This is a genomic window from Nitrobacter sp. CN101, assembly GCF_055390255.1.
Genome location: NZ_AP038833.1, coordinates 1,893,884 through 1,913,510 on the forward strand (window position 1 = coordinate 1,893,884; position 19,627 = coordinate 1,913,510).

The following is a 19,627-nucleotide window of genomic DNA, read 5'->3' on the forward strand; positions in this document are numbered from 1 at the left end:
ACGCGAGGGGATCGTCGCTCCAATGTGCTACGGCTGATCCATGAGTTATTGGAGACCGGTAAGGCGATTGACAGGCAATACGCCCGCGCCGCATCCTTATGAATGGACGTTTGACGAGGGGCAGGGCAGGCGTCTCACGTCGGAAGAATAGCGACGCGCATGGAATAGGCCGTCACGTCGCGACGGAAATCGACGATCGTTCGTTCGAATAGTGCGAATGCTTCAAGCTGAAATTCCGCAACGATCTTATGCGGCGGAAGCCCGCGGTCGCCGATCCTGCGCTTGAGATGATCGAGGCGTTCCGATTGCTCCGACCAAAGGTGATCGATCAGCGCCATCATCAGCCGGCGAAGGATATCAATAAACATCGTCTCACCCATGCTGGCTATCTTGCCGTCGATCCAGCGATCGGCCGCCGCGGTGATGAGCTGGGTGAGGGCCTTTGCGTCGGTTTTGGGATCGCTCGATGGAGGTCTGATATCAATGGCAAGAGTCAGGACGGACCGGATGGCGTGATCCAGCCCGGCAATGTCCCATGGAGCGGTTGGCGTGGCGAAACGATTGATCAGATCGTCGACCGTCTCATGACGCAGGCGCTTTACCAACATGAGCGTATCGCTCCCGTCGCGGATGCTTTGCCGCAAATCGAAAACGTTGTCGCGCTGGCGTTGAATGATTGTGTCGAAACGCAGGAGTCCAAGGCGGCGATCGAAACTGCGCATTTCATGCCGCTTCTGCGCCGCCTCGATCAGGCGGGTCGCAACCGAAGGCGCGATCGTGGCGGCTTGTTCTGTTAACGGTGTTGGTGGCGCGTTGATCGCAGCAGTCCGCAGAAACTCGTCTTGAAGCGAGGCGTGAATGACCGATCGCCCCGGATCGCCTTGCCTTCCGGCGCGACCGCGCAATTGTTCATCCATCCGCCCATGATCGTGATGGGTGGTGCCGATAACCAGCAGCCCGCCTGCGGCAATCACCCTGGCGCGTGTTGGCGCATCGGCATGTTCGCCGCCAAGCCGTATATCCGTGCCCCGGCCGGCCATTGCGGTAGCGATCGTCACCGCGCCCGGAGCGCCGGCTTCAGCGATGATCTGGGCTTCGCGGGCGTGATGCTTGGCGTTAAGGACGGAGAAAGTGCGGCTTGAACCTGGATTCTGAGCTAGTGCGTTTTGCTGCCGCCAGCCGTTAGCTTCAAGCATCGCTGCTAATGCTTCCGATCGTTCGATTGATGGAACGCCGATCAGTACGGGCTGACCGCGCGCGGCGGCGTCTTCCAACTCCCGCAGGATCGCCTGAAACTTACCGGCAGCGGTGGAGTGGAGCACGGCTTCGTCGACACGGATCATCGGTCGGTGTGTCGGAATTGAAATCACGTCGAGGCCGTAGATCTCCCGGTATTCTTCTGCATTCGCTTTTGCTGTGCCGGTCATGCCGGCTAGCTTGGCGTAGCGCTGAAAATAGGTCTGAAACGTGATCGCGGCGAGCGTACGCGTTTCCTCTCCGATGGCGCAACCTTCCTTGGCTTCGAGGGCCTGATGCAGCCCTTCATCATAGCGCCGCCCCGGCATCGGTCGGCCCGTCAGCCGATCGACAATGGTCACGCTGCCGTTCTCAACCACATAGTCGCGGTCGCGCGCGAGCACCACATGAGCCCGCAGCGACTGCATGACGTGGTGGAGCAGTGAGATCGACGCAATGTCATGTAGCGTCGTCGAAGTCTTCAGCAATCTTTGTTGCTGCAACCGCAACTCGATCTCACTGTATCCCGCCTCGGTCAGCGCGACGCGTCGACGATGATCTATCTCGTAGTGTGAGGGCTGCAACGAGGCGACCTCGGCATCGATCGCGTGATAAAACCCGGAGTGATCACCAAGCGGCCCAAACAGCGCCAAGGGCATGCTGGCCTCGTCGATCAGGGTGGCGTCGGCCTCGTCAACCAATGCGAATGAATGGCCGCGCTGCACAGTTTCCGCGGCCGAAAATTTCAGGTTGTCCCGCAGGTAGTCGAAACCGAACTCGCTGGCGATGCCATAGGTAATATCGCAACGATAGGCTTCGCGCCGGCTGTCGTCGTCCATCTCCTGCGTGATGACGCCGGTGCTGAGTCCGAGTAAGTCGTAGAACGGCCGCATCCAGGCGGCGTCGCGCTCAGCCAGATAGTCGTTCGGCGTGGCGACGTGAACGCCCCGGCCCGTCAAAGCATTGAGCGCGCAGACGAGCGCGGCAGTTAGCGTCTTGCCTTCACCGGTCTTCATCTCAGCAAGATGACCGTCATGAAGGGCGAGAGCGCCGATGATCTGCACCGGAACAGGGTGCTCGCTTAGCGCACGCCACGCAGCTTCGCGAGCCAGCGCGAAAGCCTCTTGCTTGATCTCATCGATGGCCGTGCCGGCCTGTATCCGCCGGCGCAGTTGGGAAGCGCGATCAAGCAACCCGCCGGAAGATAGTCGTCGACAATCCGATTCCTGGGCAAGGATCCGGTCGGCTGTCGCTTCGTATTGTGTCAGTTTCCGACGGGTGCCGAAACTAAGCGCGCGCCTTGCCAGGCGTGGGATCATTGAAACTCAAAAAGAATCGGCATCGTAAAAGCAAACTGAGTACCGCCGACATCGTTCGGAGGCTGAGGCAATGGCTGCGCGCGTTGCAGGAGTTCGAGCGTTTCGCGATCGAGAGCTGCAGAACCGCTGCCTTTCGCAATTTGGCTGGAAATAACGTGACCATTGCGGTCAACGATGAAGAACACCCGCGCTGTTCCGGTTTCATGGTGGGCCTGGGCATCCCGCGGGTATCGCTTGTTGCGCTGAAGGTGAAGGGCCAGCTTCCGTTTCCAGCTCACGAGTGGCGCCTTACGTGCAGCCGCGGCGGTTGGCGCCGTCGTGACGGACGAGGCGACCACCGGTGGCGTTGCGTTCGGAGTCTTTTCTTTTTCTTCTTTTTTCTCCTCCTCCTGTTTCTTCTGCTCAGGAGGGGTCTCCAGCGCAACATCCGGTTCGGCTACCTGCGGAAGTGGCGGTTCGGGCTCCGGCTCCTTCTCGGTCTTGACTTCGGCCTTCTCCTGAGGCGGAGGAGCCTCATCGGTCTGCATTTGCTCTTCGCCCGGCGCCACGTCTCTGGCCTCGGCGTCGCGGAACGACTCGGTCGTAAAATCGACTTCGATTGCCGTGACGGTATCGAAGGTATCGCCTTCAGCTGGAGTCATGAGCAGGGCGGCCGCGACCGCGCCATGTATCGACAACATTGCAACGAAGCAGGTGCCCCAGCGCAGCACTTCTTTCCGCGTCACGTGGCTGTAAAGGCGCGACATGCTCATTGCGCGGTTTCCCCGGATTGCGCTCCGCCCGCGGACTCAAGCCCGACCAGGGCGATCTTCAGATACCCTGCAGACCGCAAATCGTTCATCAGCGACATCACCTCGCCATAGGGAACGGTCTTGTCAGCGCGAACGAACAGACGCTTGCTGTGATCCGACGATGTCAGCGAGGCCAGCGAGGCAGCTAGCGCCATACGCGAGAGCGGCGTCTCCCCGACCGCCAGCGTACGGTCGGCCTTGAGCGTAATGAAGATCGGCTTTTCCGGACGTGGCTGGCGCACCGCCGTCGATGCCGGCAGGTCGACGGGGATGTCGACGGTCGCCAACGGCGCGGCAATCATGAAAATAATCAACAGCACGAGAATGACGTCGATGAACGGCGTCACGTTGATGTCGCTGACCTGCGTCATCTCGTCCTCGGACGATGCCGACTGAAGCGAAACGCCCACGGGTGTTACTCCTTACTCCGCAGCTATCCGATGAGGTATCATCTCCGCACGATTGAGATCTCTGCTCACCATGCGCATCAGCTCCGCCGAGCCGTCTCCGAGTAAGCCGCGATAGCCGGTGATGGAGCGCGAAAACATGTTGTAGATCATCACCGCCGGAATCGCCGCGACAAGCCCCATGGCTGTCGCCAGCAAAGCCTCGGCGATGCCAGGCGCGACGACGGCGAGGTTGGTGGTTTGCGTCTTCGAAATGCCGATGAAGGCATTCATGATGCCCCAGACGGTGCCGAAAAGCCCGACAAACGGTGCGGTCGATCCGATAGTGGCCAGAATGCTGGTCCCGCGGGTCATGCGCCGTGAAGCGCCCGCCTCAATGCGGCTGAACAGCGAAGCGACTCGTTCCTTGACCCCGTCATGGTTCATGGCGTCCTGCGAACGATGAATCTCAGCGCGCGCGGCCTTGGTAAGGATGGCTATATCACTGCCGGACTGCCGTAATATCTTGCTCGCCTCATCAAGTGAGCGAACGTCTTCCACGCTATGAAGATCGCGCACAAGTTTGGTCCGTGCGCTGAGCAACTCAATTGTCTTGGCAAGCCATACCGACCAGGTCACGACAGAAGCGAGCGCCAGACCGATCATCACCGCTTTCACGATGGAGTCGGCCGCCATGAACATGCCTATAGGCGTCAGTTCATGCGGCAGGATCGACTCGGAGACTTCGACTAGTTCGGTCGCTGGCGGTGTTTGATGTTCGACTGACGGCGTCGCCGGCGCAGCCGATTGCTCGGCGGGAGACGTTTTTGTGTCAGGTGCGGTCTGCGACGCGGGTTGCTGGGAATTAAGTTGCGTCGTCTGCGGTGCGCTAGGCGTTGATTGCACGCCTAGCGAAGGATTCTGGCCAGAAGAAACGGCGTCGTGAGAGCCGGGCCGCGATAATGACTGACCGTAAGCGGGGTGCGGTCCAACCGCCAACATCACCAACATCAAGAGGCATGCAAGCCCGACCGCTGAAGCCCTTGCGATCCGCATTCGGTCGTTTCCCACCATTATACGTGAGACATTCAAAGACAGCTTCATGGTGAAAGACTCTACAATCATGCACTGGTCTGGGCCATCCGAGCGGGCCAAGAACGAGTGCGCAAGCATCTGGCGAGTGGTCTAGCGTCTGGGCTTTCCGAATCAAACAGGCAAACCGGCAAACATTTTTAGAATCTCTTTAAGAGACGCGGCGAGAAGACGCTGGTTACTCGCGCCGGTTGATTTCGTTAGGGATACGCAGATGGACGGCGTTAGAACTTCTATAAACGGCTTCGAATTGTGCCTCAGACATATTGCTCAACGACAAAGTCTAAAGCTAATGACGAGCCGTCGTCGCGGATACTGTTTCTGTTTCCGTAGGGGTCGGCAATCGAGGAATTGGGGCAATGGTTATTTCATCGGCAGATCGTACGGGTGGTACAAGCAATCTTGACAGACAAGCAGAGGATTCGTCGGTAGTTGGATGGGGGAGAGCAATGATCGGCGTTGCCGCGGTCATGTTGATCCCCGATTTCGCCGATGCTCAGCCGGCGCCCAGCGGAGAGGATCTTCCGCAGGTTCGTGTCACTGCGCCAAAGCGGCAAGCCAAGAAAAGAACCGCACATCACGCGCCTGCACACGTTGCCCCAGCGCCAGTTGTTGCTGCCACGCCGAGCAACGTTCAGGTCAATCCCATGCTCGGCGACGCGCATGGCGTCACTGGCTATCAGGCGCCTGCGCAGGCAGGAATGGCCCGCCTTCCGGTGCCGCTCTCCAATACGCCGCAAACCGTCAACGTGGTGACGCAGCAGGTGATCCAGGAGCAGCGGGTTCTCACCATGGAAGATGCGCTGCGAACGGTGCCGGGCATCACCTTCGGCGCCGGCGAAGGCGGCAATCAGGGGGATACGCCGATTGTGCGCGGCTTCGCGGCACGCGGCGACATGTACCGCGACGGCCTTCTCGATCCGGGCTGGTACACGCGCGACATGTTCAGCAGCGATCGCGTCGAAGTTTACAAAGGGCCGTCGGGATTTGCCTTCGGTCGTGGTTCGACCGGCGCCGCGATCAACACCGTCTCGAAGGTGCCGCAAGCGACCACCTTCGTGAATAGCACCGTCAGCGGCGTCAGCAGCGGCGGTTATCGCGCCGATGTCGATGCCAATGGGACACAGGGGAATTTGTCCGGCCGCATTGCTGCGATGTATCAGGACATTCCTGTCCAGGACCGAAATCACATTTTCGCAAGGCGCTGGGGTGTCGCGCCGTCGCTCAAAGCGGAGTTTACGCCGGATACCCGCGCAATCTTCAGCTATGTTTATCAAGGCGAGGATGGCGTGCCGGATTACGGTCATCCATATCTGCCGCCGCCGGTCTACAGTTCGGTGACCGGCGCGAGGACCAACCCCGGCTATTTCGGCAATGGCGCGGCGACACCGCCGATACCGGTTCCCCGCCAAAATTTTTACGGCGTGGCTGGTGGCCCTCTGGCCGACCGTCAGGTCACTAATACCCACATCGCGACAGCCCGGTTCGAACATGATTTCGACGACGGCTTGAAGATTTCGAACTCGACCCGATACGTCAGTGTCGACCGCATGGCGCGGCCGACCCCACCGCGTAGCCTTGGTAATGCGAATAGCACTTTCGTGGTACCTCAGCCAGCAGCTGGGCCTGCGATAGCGCCGCCGCCGCCGGGCTATCCGGTCGAACTGATGACGATCGGGCGGCAACACTTCGAGACGTTGACCGATAACACGCTGTTCATCAATCAGACCGATCTGACCGGCAAGTTCCACACCGGCAGCCTGGAGCATACCTTCACGCTGGGTGCTTTAGCCTCGCAGCAAACCCGCGATCAGGTGCGTGCCAATTACTGCTTGCCAACCGATCCGGCGTGCCGGACCAGCGCCTTCGCTCCGGTCGATACGACTTATGGCGGACCGAACAACGGTTTCCTTCAGCCGAACTACACTATCTCGACGGACTACGCGGTTTATGGCTTCGATCAGGTTAAGATCAACGAGTACTTCGAATTGCTCGGATCGATCCGCTACGACGATTTCCGAACGACCTATACCAATCTCGCGGCGGTACCGCCCACGAGCCAGCAGCTCAGTCGGGCCGACCAGATGGTCGCCTGGCGCGTCGGCGGTGTCTTTCATCCGACCCATAATTCAATGGTCTACGCCGCCTATGGCGTGTCGAATAATCCGGCGGCGGAGTTCGATGTGCTGAGCGACGCCGGCAACAACGCGGCGAACTCCAGGCTAGCTCCCGAGCGCAACACGACGATGGAAGTCGGCACCAAGGTCGATCTTCTACACGGCAAGTTGACGCTGAGCGGTGCGGTGTTCCGCATCGAGAAAACCAACATGCGCATTCCGATCGATCCGGCCACGAATGCGGCGCTGGTGCTCGGCGGTGTGGCGCGCGTGGATGGTGTGGAAGTGGGCGCCGCGGGCAAGCTCACCGATAAGTGGGGCGTGTTCGCGGGCTACAGCTATCTCGACTCCAAGATCCTCAATACGACCGATCTTGCGCAGTTGGGCAACCAGCTTCCCCAGACGCCACCGCATAACTTTACGCTGTGGACCACTTACGAACTAACGCCGCTGTGGACTGTCGGCGGCGGTGCCGTTTATGCGGCGCAAACCTTCGCCAATGTCCAGAACACAAACTACGTGCCCAACTACTGGAAGCTCGATCTGATGACGAGCTATAAGGTCACGAAGGACTCGATGCTGCAGCTCAACATCTACAACCTGACGGATGAGCTGTACTACGCCCAGTACTACCAGGGTCACGCCGTTCCGGCCGCGGGGCGGACCGCGATGTTGACTTACCGCTATAGCTTCGTGCCGCCGCCGCCGGTCGCCCCGGATTATCCGGTGAAGGCTGAGCGTTACGTGAGTAAATAACTCACGTTACGGTAGGTCGAGGATAACGATATCGGAGCCGGCGTCGTAAGGCGCCGGCTCTTTATCTCAAGGAGCGTCCCGGTGCTAGTACGAGTTCCGAATGTCCTGACGCCGGAGCAGGTGCAACATTGCCGAGAGGTGATGGCGCGTGCCGAATGGGTGGACGGGCGAATTACGGCCGGGCATCAATCGGCGCAGGTCAAGCGCAATCTGCAATTGCCGGAGGGAACGCCGGAAGCCCGCGAGCTCGGTGACATTGTGCTGGCAGCCCTCAACCGCAATCCGCTATTTGTGTCGGCGGTGCTACCGAAGACGATCTTTCCGCCGCTGTTCAACCGCTACGATGCCGACGGCGAGATGAATTTCGGCTCGCACGTCGACAACGCCATCCGTATGGTTCCCGGCACAGGAATGCGTGTGCGGACTGACGTATCGTCAACGCTGTTTCTTTCGTCTCCGGAGGAATACGACGGAGGCGAGTTGGTCATTGAGGACACCTACGGTACCCATTCCGTGAAGCTGCCGGCTGGCGACATGATCGTGTATCCTGGCACCAGCGTCCACCATGTCACCAAGGTGACCCGGGGCTCGCGTGTCGCGTCGTTCTTCTGGACCGAAAGCATGATCAGCGATGTGTCGCGACGCGCCATGATGTTCGATCTGGATATGTCGATCATTCGCCTCAACGCTGACCACCCCGAGCATCCAACCGTGGTGTCGTTGACCTCACTTTATCACAACCTGCTGCGACAATGGGCGCAGACCTGAAATCCAACGTGCATGGCCCGAGCGCGGCGAGACAAGATTGCTGAAACGGCCATGAGCGCTGAAGCTGATGCATCCGCAACAATAGCGATCGTTCGGTATCAGTACGACTGAGGGTCTGCCGTCCCGTAACGCAACTTCCCGCCACGCTCTTCGAGCCAGAGGCGGATCTGGTTTGCAGTGACGGATCCGACGCCCGGCTCGGACAACAATTCGTCCCAGGTGTAGGCGGCGGCAATCACGGCGAGATGGCGGCTGCGCTTGGCGACGGTCCTGCCGCCGATCGAGGCGTGACGGCCATGAAGCAGCGCTTCCACGGCGCGACGCGGCAGGTTGCGGCGCGGGTCTTTCTCGCGCGGCTTCGGGCAAAACGCTCGCACGTCGTGCTCTTCGATATCGAGCTGCGCGGCGATGCGCCGATGATCCATGCCGAGTGCGCGCAGGATCGCGACCTCGTCGCGGAGCCATGCGAGGAAGCGACGCCGGTTGTAATCTCGCTGACGCGGCGGCGAATCCTGCTCGGCGGAGAGATCGTCCTTAACTAGCGTGTGCAAAGGCAATCTCCTCATATTGGTGGATGTTTGATTCAACCGCGCTGCACCCAATCTGACCTGTCTTTGATCGAGCACGATCTTTTCGAAAACTGTCTTGCGCTTTGCGCTGGCGTAACCCTAAGAGTCGGAACTGTGCCGTCGATCCCTCAGGCTTTGGCAGGCCCCTTCATCCCCGTTCGTCACGTAATCTTAGAGCCAGAGGGAAGGCGACCGGCAGTACGCGTATCCGTACCTTGACTTAGTAGATGGGTCTTTGGTCTGAGCACGCTCGCGTCAGCATCATTCTCGCGTCAGCATCATTGATGTATCCGCCGTTCGGCTGATCAACCACGGTTTTCAGATACCGGTCGCTACGAGAAACTCGCGCGATAGGAACGACAAATGTCGCTCAACGGAACATGGCGAATCCTCAGTTTTTGCGCCTGTATTTGCAGCGTTTCCAAATAGCAGAATGAGATCGCGATACACCTTTGCCTCGCCTTGGAACGGAAAACCGATTATTGTCCGGGGGATGGTAGAATGTCGGAAACCAGGCTTACTGGGCGTCGGCCGCATAGCGGAGCTATCACGCTTGCAACTCCTCGGGCTTAACTTCGTGTCGGCCACATCCAACTTCTGATGCACAAATGACGATCAAAATATGGTCTCGCATCCATACGTGGACATCGCTCGTCAGCATGTTGTTTTTGCTGATGCTATGCGTGACCGGGCTGCCGCTGATCTTTCATCATGAGATTGATGAGCTATTCGAAGAGGAAATATCCGCGCCCCCGATGGCAGCGAATACCCCTCGGGCATCGTTGGATCGTGTAGTCGAGGCTGCCCAAAAACTATACCCCGGCCAATTCATCCTTTTCATGCAGCCAAGTCAGACTGAACCGGTAGTGAGCGTTGCGACATCGTCCACTGCAGTTCCACTCCCAGGCATGTTCCGTCGCACGACGTTCGATGCGCGGACCGTTGAAGTACTGGGAGATGAGGTGCCGCATCTGGACGTCATGAACATCATATTGCGGATTCACAGGGATATGTTCGTCGGTCTGCCCGGCGAGCTTTTTCTCGGCGTGATAGGTCTTGTTTTCGTGGTCTCTATCGTGTCGGGCATTGTCGTTTACTGGCCGTTCATGAGGCGGCTGGATTTCGGCTCAATTCGCTACGCATCGTCTCGTGTGAAGTGGCTGGACGGGCACAATCTTCTGGGTATCGTGACCGTGACCTGGGCACTGGTTGTGGGGCTGACGGGCACAATCAACACACTTGCGGTTCCGTTGTCCGACCTCTGGCGTGCTCAGTATTTGCCGACCCTGCTTGCTTCCTATGCAGGAAAGCCGGTTGCGCGAGTTCCGTCCATTCAAGCAGTCGTTGATAACGTGCAAGAGAAATTCCCGGACCGGATCATCACGCAGATCATCATGCCGACCTCTGGCCGTTTCGGAAGCCCGCAACACCTCATCGTGGGGACCAAGGGCAGCACGCCATTCACGGCTCGGATGCGTGAACCCATTCTGGTCGATGCAAACGACGCGTCAAACATGATTGCGCCGCAGGTTCCTTGGTATCTCAAGGTATTGCAGGTTTCACGTCCGCTCCATTTTGGAGACTATGGGGAGTTGCCTCTAAAAATCATCTGGGCGCTTTTCGATATTATTACGATCATCATCCTGTTGAGCGGCCTTTACTTATGGGCAATTAAAAAACGGTCCTTTGGGATCGATCGCGCCTCTCGCAGCATACCTCGGATGGTTGATCCGAAGCGTGAGTATTGAATGCCTCAGATCCACATTCCCCGGCAAAAAGTCGTCCACAGAACGGTTTGGGAAGTTTTCCGTGTGCCTGTCCTTATAGCCGCTGTCACCACAGCAGGGCTTACGTTTGCTCTTTTGGGCAATGGTCTTTCGGACGCGGTTTCGTGGTTGGCACTCGCTGTGCCGGTAACAATCGCAGCTTTTTACTGGATTAAGGGCCGGTCTGTTTCCCGAAAAAGTGTCTGTGACCAATCTGGCCTTCACCGCTTAACTCCAGGCACGTAATACGCGTCGAGCTTTGACTTGAGTCTGGTCAGGGACTGACAAGGCCGGCTCTTTTTTCTTGCCGGGGAGAGTCGTCACCCGTCGCAGGTGGCGCGAACTGCGGGACATATCTGCGCTGTGGCTTTCAGTCGTACCCGAGATCCTGCCAGCGGTGAATTTGCGAGTGCTGTTTTGCTATAAGCATTTGGCAAGTGCCGAGTGATTTAAGCGTACTTTAGATTCATATTCGGATCTTCGCGCGCGGCCCGGGCTAGCGGCAATTTCCCGGTGAGAAGAAGCTTTAGCCTCGCTTAGTCTCCGCGCAATGAAACTCGCGCATTAAGCTTGATGTTGCGGCTTCGGGTTAAATCTGGAACTGCAACGCGACGGCTCGATGCCCGTCCGCTATGCAAATTAACACTACCCCCTAGATATCGTTGACCGATCCATCGCGTCGATCGAAGTGTTGTCGCACGGATTGGAGATCGACGATGTTCGAGGTGGCTCTATTTTTTGTTGTAGTTGCGATGGGTGCTGTTGTTGTGAAGCTCTATGAGTGGCGGCAGGATGTGTTCTATGGCCCTTATCTAAGGCCGGATGATCCTTCGGAATTGTAGTGGATCCACGCGGCGCCTGATCGCTGGCGTTGTCTTAGTCGCTTACGTTGCCATCCACGCCCGCTGCGACCAAACGGGATGCGACCACTGCTGAGAAGGAAGTGGTCGAGCCTGAGACCATGATCCTTCTCATGGCGATCTCGCCGGTAGGTCCTGAAGGCACTCTGGGTCTGTCGACGACTATTTTAGTCCCCGCATCATCCATTCGACTCTCGGATAGAAACATAGGCTGCACGTAACTTACTGAGCCTTGGCCATCTTCGGCCGAGATGACGGCACCTGCGCATTGGTTGCCGATGGCCGGTTCGACGGCAATGCTGGGTCGGGCGATCGGAAGGCAGGGTCGGACGGGGTTCCCTGCGATGGTCGCTGAGCAGCGGTTACCGGAAGCACGATCACTTTCGCTCCGACTTTCACCCGTTCATAAAGGTCCATCACGTCCTCATTGGTCAGCCGGATACAGCCGGACGAAACACGCTTCCCAATCGTATCGGGCTTATTGGTGCCGTGAATCCTATATTCGGTCTCGCCCAGATACATCGCCCGAGCGCCGAGTGGATTGCCGGGACCACCTGCCATAAAGCGCGGCAGATATGGCTGACGCGACAGCATCTCTGCAGGTGGACGCCAATCCGGCCATTCTGTTTTGCGGGCCACAGCTTGCTCGCCGGACCATGTAAAACCTTTGCGGCCAACACCGATACCGTAGCGCATCGCTTGCCCGTCGTTCAAAACGAGATAAAGGAATGTGTTTCCTGTATCGATGATGACCGTGCCTGGCGTCTGGTGGCTGACGTAGTCAACCACCTGCCGAACAAGTCTACCGGGAGCGTCAGCGGCTTTTGGTGTTTCGACCCGTGGCGCGGGGGCAGGGGTTGCAGCTTGAGTTGACGCTACACGAACTGAAGTTGATACGTGAGCTGGGGTCGACGGTGCTTGGACTAAACGCGCGGACGGCCTCCGTATTGGTTCGACGCTCGCAGGGCGAGACAGAAAAATGTACCCCAATGCGGCAGCGGCCACGACGCCGACTGCAACTCTTCCTGCGACCGGAAGTGTTATCGACTCTGTCTTTCCGCGTTTGGCCCGCTTACCCATATTTCTTCCCAGGTCCGTTTTCCGGGAAGGAGTATCTCAGCAAATTATAATAAACTTTGAAGCGATTTCGCTTGGGCCGGAGATCGTCAGGCGTCGTTAATACTCGTTTTGGCAAACTAAAATCGGCCTAGTCTCAGCATTACAGAGGTTGCGGTAAGCGGGCTAGACCCGCTTCACCGCGATCGGCGACCTGAAAACCACGGTGCGTGGCCGAGGAGGCTAGGAGACTCAAAGATTGAGATCACTTAGGCTCGGATGATCATCCGGGCGGCGGGCGCCGATAGCCCAATGGAAGAGGCGTGCGTTCTCTGTGATCGAGAGGTCGTTGATGCTGGCATGGCGGACAGCCATAAGACCAGCTTCGTTGAACTGCCAGTTTTCGTTACCGTAAGAGCGAAACCAGTTGCCGCCCGCGTCTTGCCATTCGTACGCAAAGCGCACGGCGATGCGTGAATCGCTGAATGCCCACAATTCCTTGATGAGGCGATATTCTCGTTCCTTCTCCCATTTGCGGGTCAGGAACTCAACGATCGCCTTGCGGCCGGAGAAAATCTCATTCCGATTCCGCCAGCGGCTGTCCAAAGTATATGCGAGGCTGACCTTTTCTGGATTGCGGGAATTCCAGCCGTCCTCGGCTCCTCGCACCTTGAGGACTGCGGTTTCGTGCGTGAACGGCGGGACTGGCGGACGAACTTCGGACATTTGTAATTCTCCTGTTGATGTTAGCGATGGCACGCAGGCCCGATTTTCAGTCGTGGCCGGTGTGCTCAGAAATTCCAGAGGCGTTGTCAGAATTGTCGTGAGCAGTTCGTCCTTGGAGTTGGAACAATAAAAGGGCCAAATCAAATGGCCAAGCTGATCTTTCAGATCGTCCTTATCGAACTATGAGGCTTGAACCATCTTCGCCTGCCATCGATGGCGTGAACTAACTGTCATACAGCGGCGGTAATTTCGAACCCTTCTATTGGGGGTCCGAGATGAGCCAGACCATCGAGATTATTCGCGGCGACGGCGGTGATGAGCCGCCATGCCTTGAGACCGGAAACCCGCGTTTTGGCGATCTTGTCGCGCGGCGCTTGAAGCGCCGGGACGTGCTCGCTGGCGCGCTGGCTACAGCGGTCGCCGCGTTGTTCGTCCGCCCTGGTGATGGAAGAGCCGGCGAGGGCCGCCTCGATTTCAAACCAATCCCGGTCAGCCGTGCCGATAGGGTGGCCGTTCCCGAAGGATACCGCGTGCAGTTCATCCTGCCATGGGGCGAGCCAATCCTGGGCCGCATGCCAGCCTTCACGATCGACAACAGCGCCGAGGATCAGGCGATGCAGGTCGGTAGTCACCATGACGGGATGCACTTCTTCGCAATCGATGGCCATACCGATGACGGGCTGCTTGTTATCAACCACGAATACGTCGAGCCGCGGTTAATGCACAACTCCGCCTCAGGTCTCAAGCTCTGCGCCGAAGATGCATATCTCATCGATGGCCGCCGACCGGCTGACGACGTGCTCAAGGAAATGAATGCGCATGGCGTCAGTGTCGTTAGGATCCGTCGCGAGGCCGGTGGCCGATGGGTGACCGTTGTCGACCCGCGCAATCGCCGCGTCACCGTGCTGACGCCGATGGAGCTGGCTGGACCCGTGCGCGGGAGCGACTTCGTCAAAACGAAATACAGCCCAGACGGCACCTGCGTACGCGGCACGCTGAGCAATTGTGCGTCGAGCGCGACACCGTGGAACACCTATCTTGCCGCAGAGGAGAACTGGGCGCTGTATTTTCGCAACGACGACAGCAAGGAAGGCAAGCCGGATCAGCCGCGGGAGCACAGCCAGTATCGGGTGCCGCGCGGCAAGACGCGCTATCATTGGGAGCTGGCCGACAACGGCGACGATGCTTTCGTTCGCTTCGATGCCTCGCGCAAAGCGCAAAGCCCGGCCGAGGACTATCGCAACGAGCCAAACGCCTTTGGCTGGATGGTGGAGATCGATCCGTCGCGACCCGGTGCGGTACCGGTCAAGCGCACCGCGCTGGGGCGCTTCGCACATGAGGGTGTTGTCTTCGCGCCGACGACCGAAGGCAAGCCGCTGGTCTGCTATTCTGGCGACGATGCCATGTTCCAGTTCATTTACAAATTCGTCAGCGCGCAGCCCTATAACAACGCCAGCTCGGGCAGCCATCTGCTCGATGACGGAACGCTATATGTCGCGCGGTTCAATGATGACGGGAGCGGCGACTGGCTGGCGCTTGCGGTTGGTCATAACGGCCTGACGTCTGAAAACGGATTCGGCAGTCAGGCCGAGGTGCTGGTCAACACCCGCGCCGCGGCGAAACATGTCGGCGCCACCCGTATGGACCGGCCGGAATCGGGCGCGATTGAGCCAACGACCGGCGCGGTCTACTTCAGTCTCACGAGCAATGTTAAGCGCAAGCCGGATGAGGTCGACAAGGTAAATCCACGCGCTGAGAATTATTTCGGGCATATCGTGCGTTGGACTGAAGAAGGCGCTGACCACGCAGCGACAAGCTTCCGCTGGGATCTGTTTGTCATCGGTGGCGACCAGGCCTCTGGCCGCGACCTGACTGGGCGTCCGCTGGACGATAACAGCCTGTTCGCTTGTCCTGATGGGCTGTGGTTCGACGCCAACGGCCGATTGTGGATCCAGACCGACATCGGCGACTGCGCACTGAACAAGGGCCGCTATGAGCCGTTCGGAAACAACGCAATGCTATGCGCAGATCCAATGACGGGAGAGATTCGTCGATTTCTGACAGGACCGCTGGGGCAGGAGATCACTGGCGTGACGACGACGCCGGACGGCCGCACCATGTTCGTCAACGTCCAGCATCCAGGGGCGCATACGAGCGCCGATGAGTTTGCGCAAGGACGTCTTGGTAGCCACTGGCCAGCCGGCGGTTCAGCGGTGCCGCGGTCGACGACGCTTGTGATTACCCGCGAGGATGGTGGTATCGTCGGAGCTTGATCGGTCTGCTCATACCACTGCGCGGCGATGCCCGAATGATGACGCGATGGGGAAGATCCACCATGAGGACGTCTGCCCCGCCCTGGATGACCGATAGAAGGTTAGCCCGGCTCCTGCGGGTTCGGCGTGAAGTTCACTTCAAGTTCCTTCAGGGTGTGCTCAACTAGACGGCTAATGTGCGGGACGTCAGTGTGGTCGCTGATCACACTCGAGCCGTTACCGCCGTTGCCGTAAGCCAAAGTGACGATACCGACACGCCGTGTTTCGACATCTAGTGCGAGCGTGTCCATATCGGTGCTGAACATCGCCTGGGTGATCTCGGCGAAATTCCGTGATCGGTCGACAACCATTTGCGTCCCCGTGACCGAAATTAGAAAGCCGTCGTTGATCGCATTTTCAACGAGCGCTTTTGCAATCTGCTCGTGGCATAATTTCTTTTGCATGGGAGCCTCCCGCATCGATAGCGATCGTAGTAACGAGGCAAGTCAAGGAGATGACGTTTCTGCGTCGTCGTGAACTCCGCTCGCGGTCTTGTGATCAACGAGCATGGGCTCATTTTCGTCGGCCAGAGCACCAAACTTCGGAGATGGCCAAGTAGTCAGCACCGCGGCTCTAGACGGCGTCATCACACGGTGGTCTTCGAGGTTTACCAACTTGGCGAACCTTATCACCCGCAGACGCACGCGCGGCCGAACAAATCTGGCGCTTACGGGCTGTATCCGATTGATCAGGGACTTGCCGATGACTCGTTACTATTTCGATTTGCGCGATGGAGATGACCTTATGCCCGACGATGAAGGGCTTGAGCTCGCTTCGTCCCACTCTGCACAGGAAGAAGCTGCGCTGTCGTTAGCTGACCTTGCAAAAGATGCCATCCGTAGTCGCCGTATCGACGGTCAGGGCGGCCTTTTAGCGGTTGAGGTTCGTGATGATAAAGGTCCTGTCTTGCAAGCACGCTTTACAGTTCATGTGAGATCATAGTCCGACCGGCCATGTTTTCGATCAACCGCTTCGAAGGCAGGGTTACTATCGGAGGGCAGCGGTGCGCCCACTACGCCTGAACGAGAGGCAGACCGCGGCTTCCGGATTTAGCCAAGCGACCGGTTCGTTCGCTGCAGAGAAGTCATGCCGTCTTCCGCAAGTGCTTCCCCGCCGCAATCACCTCCGCCAGTACGTCGTTTGCAGTAGCCTCCTCGTGGCCGATGAGACAGCCAATCGCGAAAGCCCTTTGTGCCGCTGGGCTGGATCGCGCGAAGTCGAGTGCTTGCTGAAGATGCATCCGCATGTCGTTGAGGTCGCCGAGCCCACTCTGTAGCTTTTCCAGGGCGTGATCGAGCTTACGTCCGGACTTTCGGCCACCCGTGCGGAGAGTCCTAAAGAATTCGCGACCATACCGTACCTTCTTCACTGCAATCCGCAGTTTGTGACGTCTACGCCCATCAAGCTGCTTAAGCTTGCGTAACCGCTTGTTGATCTTGTGGATACGGCGCGCCAGCTCGTTCTGCGCGAACGTCCGCGCCGGGCATCCACCCAAAGCCCGCGCTAGAGCATCACTGTCGTTGTGATACCCACTATCGAGCAGCCTTAACGCGACGTCCAGCAAAAGACGACGGAAACGTTCGCTGTCAACGGCCGCTCTTGCGGTTGCGAAACCAGCGTTGCGGGTTCTTTCGAGCTCATTCTGCAGTATTTCGAGCTCGCGCCGATCCCTGTGCTCAGCGCGATACGAAACCAGGGCCTTCCTGACGAAAACATCATAGTCGCGCGCCTGACCGAGCTGCCCAGTGAGCCATTTCAGCTCTCGTTTTAGTTTGGTGACCTTGCCGTCGTGCAATATCTTCTTGAACAGCGATAGCGACGCGCGCAGCCGTCTCAAGCCGACCCGCATTTGGTGAATGCCTTCGGGATCCCCGTGCCGCACAGCGCCGTAGTTCCACGCGATCTGGCGCAGACAGGCGAAACTCACCGTGAGAAAAGCCTCGGTGACCGTGGCCTTTTTCCCAATCACGACAGGCTCGGAAAAGACAGGGGCGTCCAGCGCACCCTCGAGCAACGCATAGCCTCGCTCTGCTTTGGAACCTACGGACAGCGTGATGGGAACGCTGCGCGCAAGCCTTTCTGCAAGTCGTGCCGCGTCACGCCGATCACCATATTTCAATTCGATCTCGATTTCCGCCAGGTCGAGCTTCGCATCCATGGTGGCCACGCGACCCTGATCGAAGGCAAGTTCAATATCGCTGTTGCCAAAATGCAAGGGAATGACCACGCGCTCCACCTGCGTCTCGAAGACGGGACTCAGGCGCTCTGTAAGCTCGGCAGTTAGTAGGGGCGCGAGTGCAGTGTCGCGAGCGAACTCCAGATTTGGCTGATCGCGGTCAATCGCTGTTTCCCACTCGTCGCGCGTTATAAGCGCACTGGAATTGGCTTTGATGGTTTGAAGTCGATGTCCGTCAACCCTGCGTACCCGCAAGCTGACGCCGTGTTCGCGCAAAGCGAAATCGTCGGTGTCGAAATAGACCGATGTGAGTGCTTGTTTGCAGCCGCTTTCACTGGCCTGTTTTTTTAGCCAAGGCAGCATCATCGCCCGGTGCAGACCGTTTTTCGACGTGGCGAGCTTGAGTTCGATCTCCGTGCCCACGGGTTGTTTCTCCTCTGACAAATCCAAACTCAACGTTCTGATAGCGAGGCGTTTTAATGCTAGTTATGTGGGGTGGCTGTCTCCGTCCGTAGATGTCCGCTTTTCAGGCCCTCGACACTGACCAAATGCGCCACTGCCTTACGAAGAGAGATAGGGTAACGGCGCAGCAACGGTCTCGTCTGGATTATTGAACCCTGGCATACGATCGACCGGCGTGGCCCGCGCAGCCAGAACCCAAGCACTGATGGAGGATATCAGATGCCGACCCTCTACACGATGCCTGGCACTTGTTCGCTTTCGCCGAACATCGCCGTCGCGTGGCTCGACGCCCCGGGTCGACAGCAGATCATTGGCCTCCGGCAGCATAAATTTGATAAAAGGTGACGATAATCTCGACCGCAATCAACACGACGATGATAAGCTCAAGGTGCAGCGATCTGCGCGTGTCGATGATGTCGGCGAGAGTGTTCGCCGTTTCGGCCACTACGGCGAGCTTCCGATTGAGCGCATCAACGCGCTCTTTTAGTTCGTATTCGTCTTCGAGCCGTGCGTAGAGCCGCTCCAGATCTGGACGGTCCCACAAAACATCCGGCTTTTCCGCTACCGCAACGCGGCCCGATACACGGTGCTGTACCAGCAGAGCATTTCCGAGGAGTTTAAGCATCCCTTTTCGGTTCCGCCGAGTACGTCCGCGATCTGCCAACTCTTTCGCAAATGGCTCGATGATCTCGAACACTTTTGCCACTTCGCGTTCGTCATGGGCAAGCACAACGCTCTTCGCAAGGACATCGGCAACGACCAGAAACCTGTCGGGCGACATGTCCCGCAACTGAAGCGGACCTCCCGCCTGAACCTGATCCTCGGTTTCACTCGCGATCGTGACAATCGCAGTTTCTTCCTCAAAACGCGCGAACTGGCCACCGATCCGGGGCTTCAACGCTTCCAAAAAGTTGACTTCTTCTTCGGGTGAAAAGCCGATCAGCACCGCGACGCCGTAGCGAAACAAAACAGCGACACGAGCCTCACCAATCCGGATCGCGAGGGGAAGAGCCGAAAGCACGTCACCTTCGAACCCCACGGTGTTGATCCGGTCTCCAACATACAGGGCATGTGCGGTGACCCGCGTACCCATTTCCGCAGAGAAATCCGCTGGTGTGCTCACCACGTATCGTCTCCGCGCGCCATGCTTTTTCTTTCACCTTATGAAGAGCGATAGCGTATCATCCGAAGTGACAGCGATTGTGACGACCATAAAACACAGGGGCGCCATGAGA

At 58.2% G+C, this 19,627-nt stretch carries 16 protein-coding genes; 6 read left to right on the forward strand and 10 right to left on the reverse strand.

Annotated elements, in window-relative coordinates; translation table 11 throughout:
• Nucleotides 1-134: 134 nt before the first annotated feature.
• The 4 genes from ACZ5IL_RS09445 to exbB are packed head-to-tail and all read right to left on the reverse strand — an operon-like array spanning nucleotide 135 to nucleotide 4,638.
• Nucleotides 135-2,555 (reverse strand): preprotein translocase subunit SecA, encoded by a 2,421-nt coding sequence (locus tag ACZ5IL_RS09445; protein ID WP_464596475.1) that lies wholly within the window; start codon nucleotides 2,553-2,555, stop codon nucleotides 135-137.
• Nucleotides 2,552-3,307, reverse strand: coding sequence for an energy transducer TonB family protein (locus ACZ5IL_RS09450; RefSeq protein ID WP_464596476.1), 756 nt, complete (start codon nucleotides 3,305-3,307; stop codon nucleotides 2,552-2,554). The genes ACZ5IL_RS09445 and ACZ5IL_RS09450 overlap by 4 nt, the downstream gene beginning before the upstream one ends.
• Nucleotides 3,304-3,717, reverse strand: coding sequence for a TonB system transport protein ExbD (gene exbD, locus ACZ5IL_RS09455; RefSeq protein ID WP_464596878.1), 414 nt, complete (start codon nucleotides 3,715-3,717; stop codon nucleotides 3,304-3,306). Before exbD ends, ACZ5IL_RS09450 begins: the two co-directional genes overlap by 4 nt.
• A gap of 51 nt (nucleotides 3,718-3,768) precedes the next feature.
• Nucleotides 3,769-4,638, reverse strand: coding sequence for a tonB-system energizer ExbB (exbB, locus tag ACZ5IL_RS09460; protein WP_464596478.1), 870 nt, complete (start codon nucleotides 4,636-4,638; stop codon nucleotides 3,769-3,771).
• 635 nt (nucleotides 4,639-5,273) lie between these two features.
• Here exbB and ACZ5IL_RS09465 point away from each other — a divergent pair.
• Nucleotides 5,274-7,697: a TonB-dependent receptor gene (locus tag ACZ5IL_RS09465; RefSeq protein ID WP_464596479.1), complete on the forward strand. Its 2,424-nt coding sequence runs from the start codon at nucleotides 5,274-5,276 to the stop codon at nucleotides 7,695-7,697.
• Nucleotides 7,698-7,778: 81 nt separating this feature from the next.
• Entirely contained in the window at nucleotides 7,779-8,465 is a 687-nt protein-coding gene (locus ACZ5IL_RS09470) for a Fe2+-dependent dioxygenase (protein WP_464596480.1), read from the forward strand.
• A gap of 98 nt (nucleotides 8,466-8,563) precedes the next feature.
• Here ACZ5IL_RS09470 and ACZ5IL_RS09475 read toward each other — a convergent pair whose 3' ends face one another.
• Nucleotides 8,564-9,016, reverse strand: coding sequence for a hypothetical protein (locus ACZ5IL_RS09475; RefSeq protein ID WP_464596481.1), 453 nt, complete (start codon nucleotides 9,014-9,016; stop codon nucleotides 8,564-8,566).
• Between the two features lie 626 nt (nucleotides 9,017-9,642).
• Between ACZ5IL_RS09475 and ACZ5IL_RS09480 the strand changes: the two genes are divergently transcribed.
• A complete protein-coding gene (locus tag ACZ5IL_RS09480; RefSeq protein WP_464596482.1) occupies nucleotides 9,643-10,782 on the forward strand; it encodes a PepSY-associated TM helix domain-containing protein in 1,140 nt (379 codons plus the stop codon).
• Nucleotides 10,783-11,516: 734 nt separating this feature from the next.
• On the forward strand, nucleotides 11,517-11,642 hold the full coding sequence (locus ACZ5IL_RS09485; protein ID WP_464596483.1) for a hypothetical protein: 126 nt from the start codon (nucleotides 11,517-11,519) through the stop codon (nucleotides 11,640-11,642).
• 240 nt (nucleotides 11,643-11,882) lie between these two features.
• Here the strand turns inward: ACZ5IL_RS09485 and ACZ5IL_RS09490 are convergent, their stop codons facing one another.
• Together ACZ5IL_RS09490 and ACZ5IL_RS09495 are read right to left on the reverse strand one after the other, a co-directional pair.
• On the reverse strand, nucleotides 11,883-12,740 hold the full coding sequence (locus tag ACZ5IL_RS09490) for a L,D-transpeptidase (protein WP_464596484.1): 858 nt from the start codon (nucleotides 12,738-12,740) through the stop codon (nucleotides 11,883-11,885).
• A gap of 228 nt (nucleotides 12,741-12,968) precedes the next feature.
• The gene (locus ACZ5IL_RS09495; protein WP_464596485.1) at nucleotides 12,969-13,442 is read right to left on the reverse strand and encodes a nuclear transport factor 2 family protein; all 474 of its coding nucleotides are present in this window, start codon (nucleotides 13,440-13,442) and stop codon (nucleotides 12,969-12,971) included.
• Between the two features lie 275 nt (nucleotides 13,443-13,717).
• On the opposite strand from ACZ5IL_RS09495, the gene ACZ5IL_RS09500 reads away from it, so the two are divergent.
• Entirely contained in the window at nucleotides 13,718-15,715 is a 1,998-nt protein-coding gene (locus ACZ5IL_RS09500; RefSeq protein WP_464596486.1) for a PhoX family protein, read from the forward strand.
• 101 nt (nucleotides 15,716-15,816) lie between these two features.
• Here the strand turns inward: ACZ5IL_RS09500 and ACZ5IL_RS09505 are convergent, their stop codons facing one another.
• Nucleotides 15,817-16,158 carry a hypothetical protein gene (locus ACZ5IL_RS09505; protein ID WP_464596487.1) on the reverse strand — a complete coding sequence of 114 codons (342 nt, stop codon included), beginning with the start codon at nucleotides 16,156-16,158 and terminating at the stop codon, nucleotides 15,817-15,819.
• Between the two features lie 298 nt (nucleotides 16,159-16,456).
• On the opposite strand from ACZ5IL_RS09505, the gene ACZ5IL_RS09510 reads away from it, so the two are divergent.
• A complete protein-coding gene (locus ACZ5IL_RS09510; RefSeq protein WP_464596489.1) occupies nucleotides 16,457-16,696 on the forward strand; it encodes a DUF6894 family protein in 240 nt (79 codons plus the stop codon).
• Nucleotides 16,697-16,838: 142 nt separating this feature from the next.
• On the opposite strand, the gene ACZ5IL_RS09515 is transcribed toward ACZ5IL_RS09510, so the two are convergent.
• Both ACZ5IL_RS09515 and ACZ5IL_RS09520 read right to left on the reverse strand, forming a co-directional pair.
• The gene (locus ACZ5IL_RS09515) at nucleotides 16,839-18,353 is read right to left on the reverse strand and encodes a CYTH and CHAD domain-containing protein (protein WP_464596490.1); all 1,515 of its coding nucleotides are present in this window, start codon (nucleotides 18,351-18,353) and stop codon (nucleotides 16,839-16,841) included.
• 346 nt (nucleotides 18,354-18,699) lie between these two features.
• Entirely contained in the window at nucleotides 18,700-19,485 is a 786-nt protein-coding gene (locus ACZ5IL_RS09520; protein ID WP_464596879.1) for an RMD1 family protein, read from the reverse strand.
• Nucleotides 19,486-19,627: the final 142 nt, after the last annotated feature.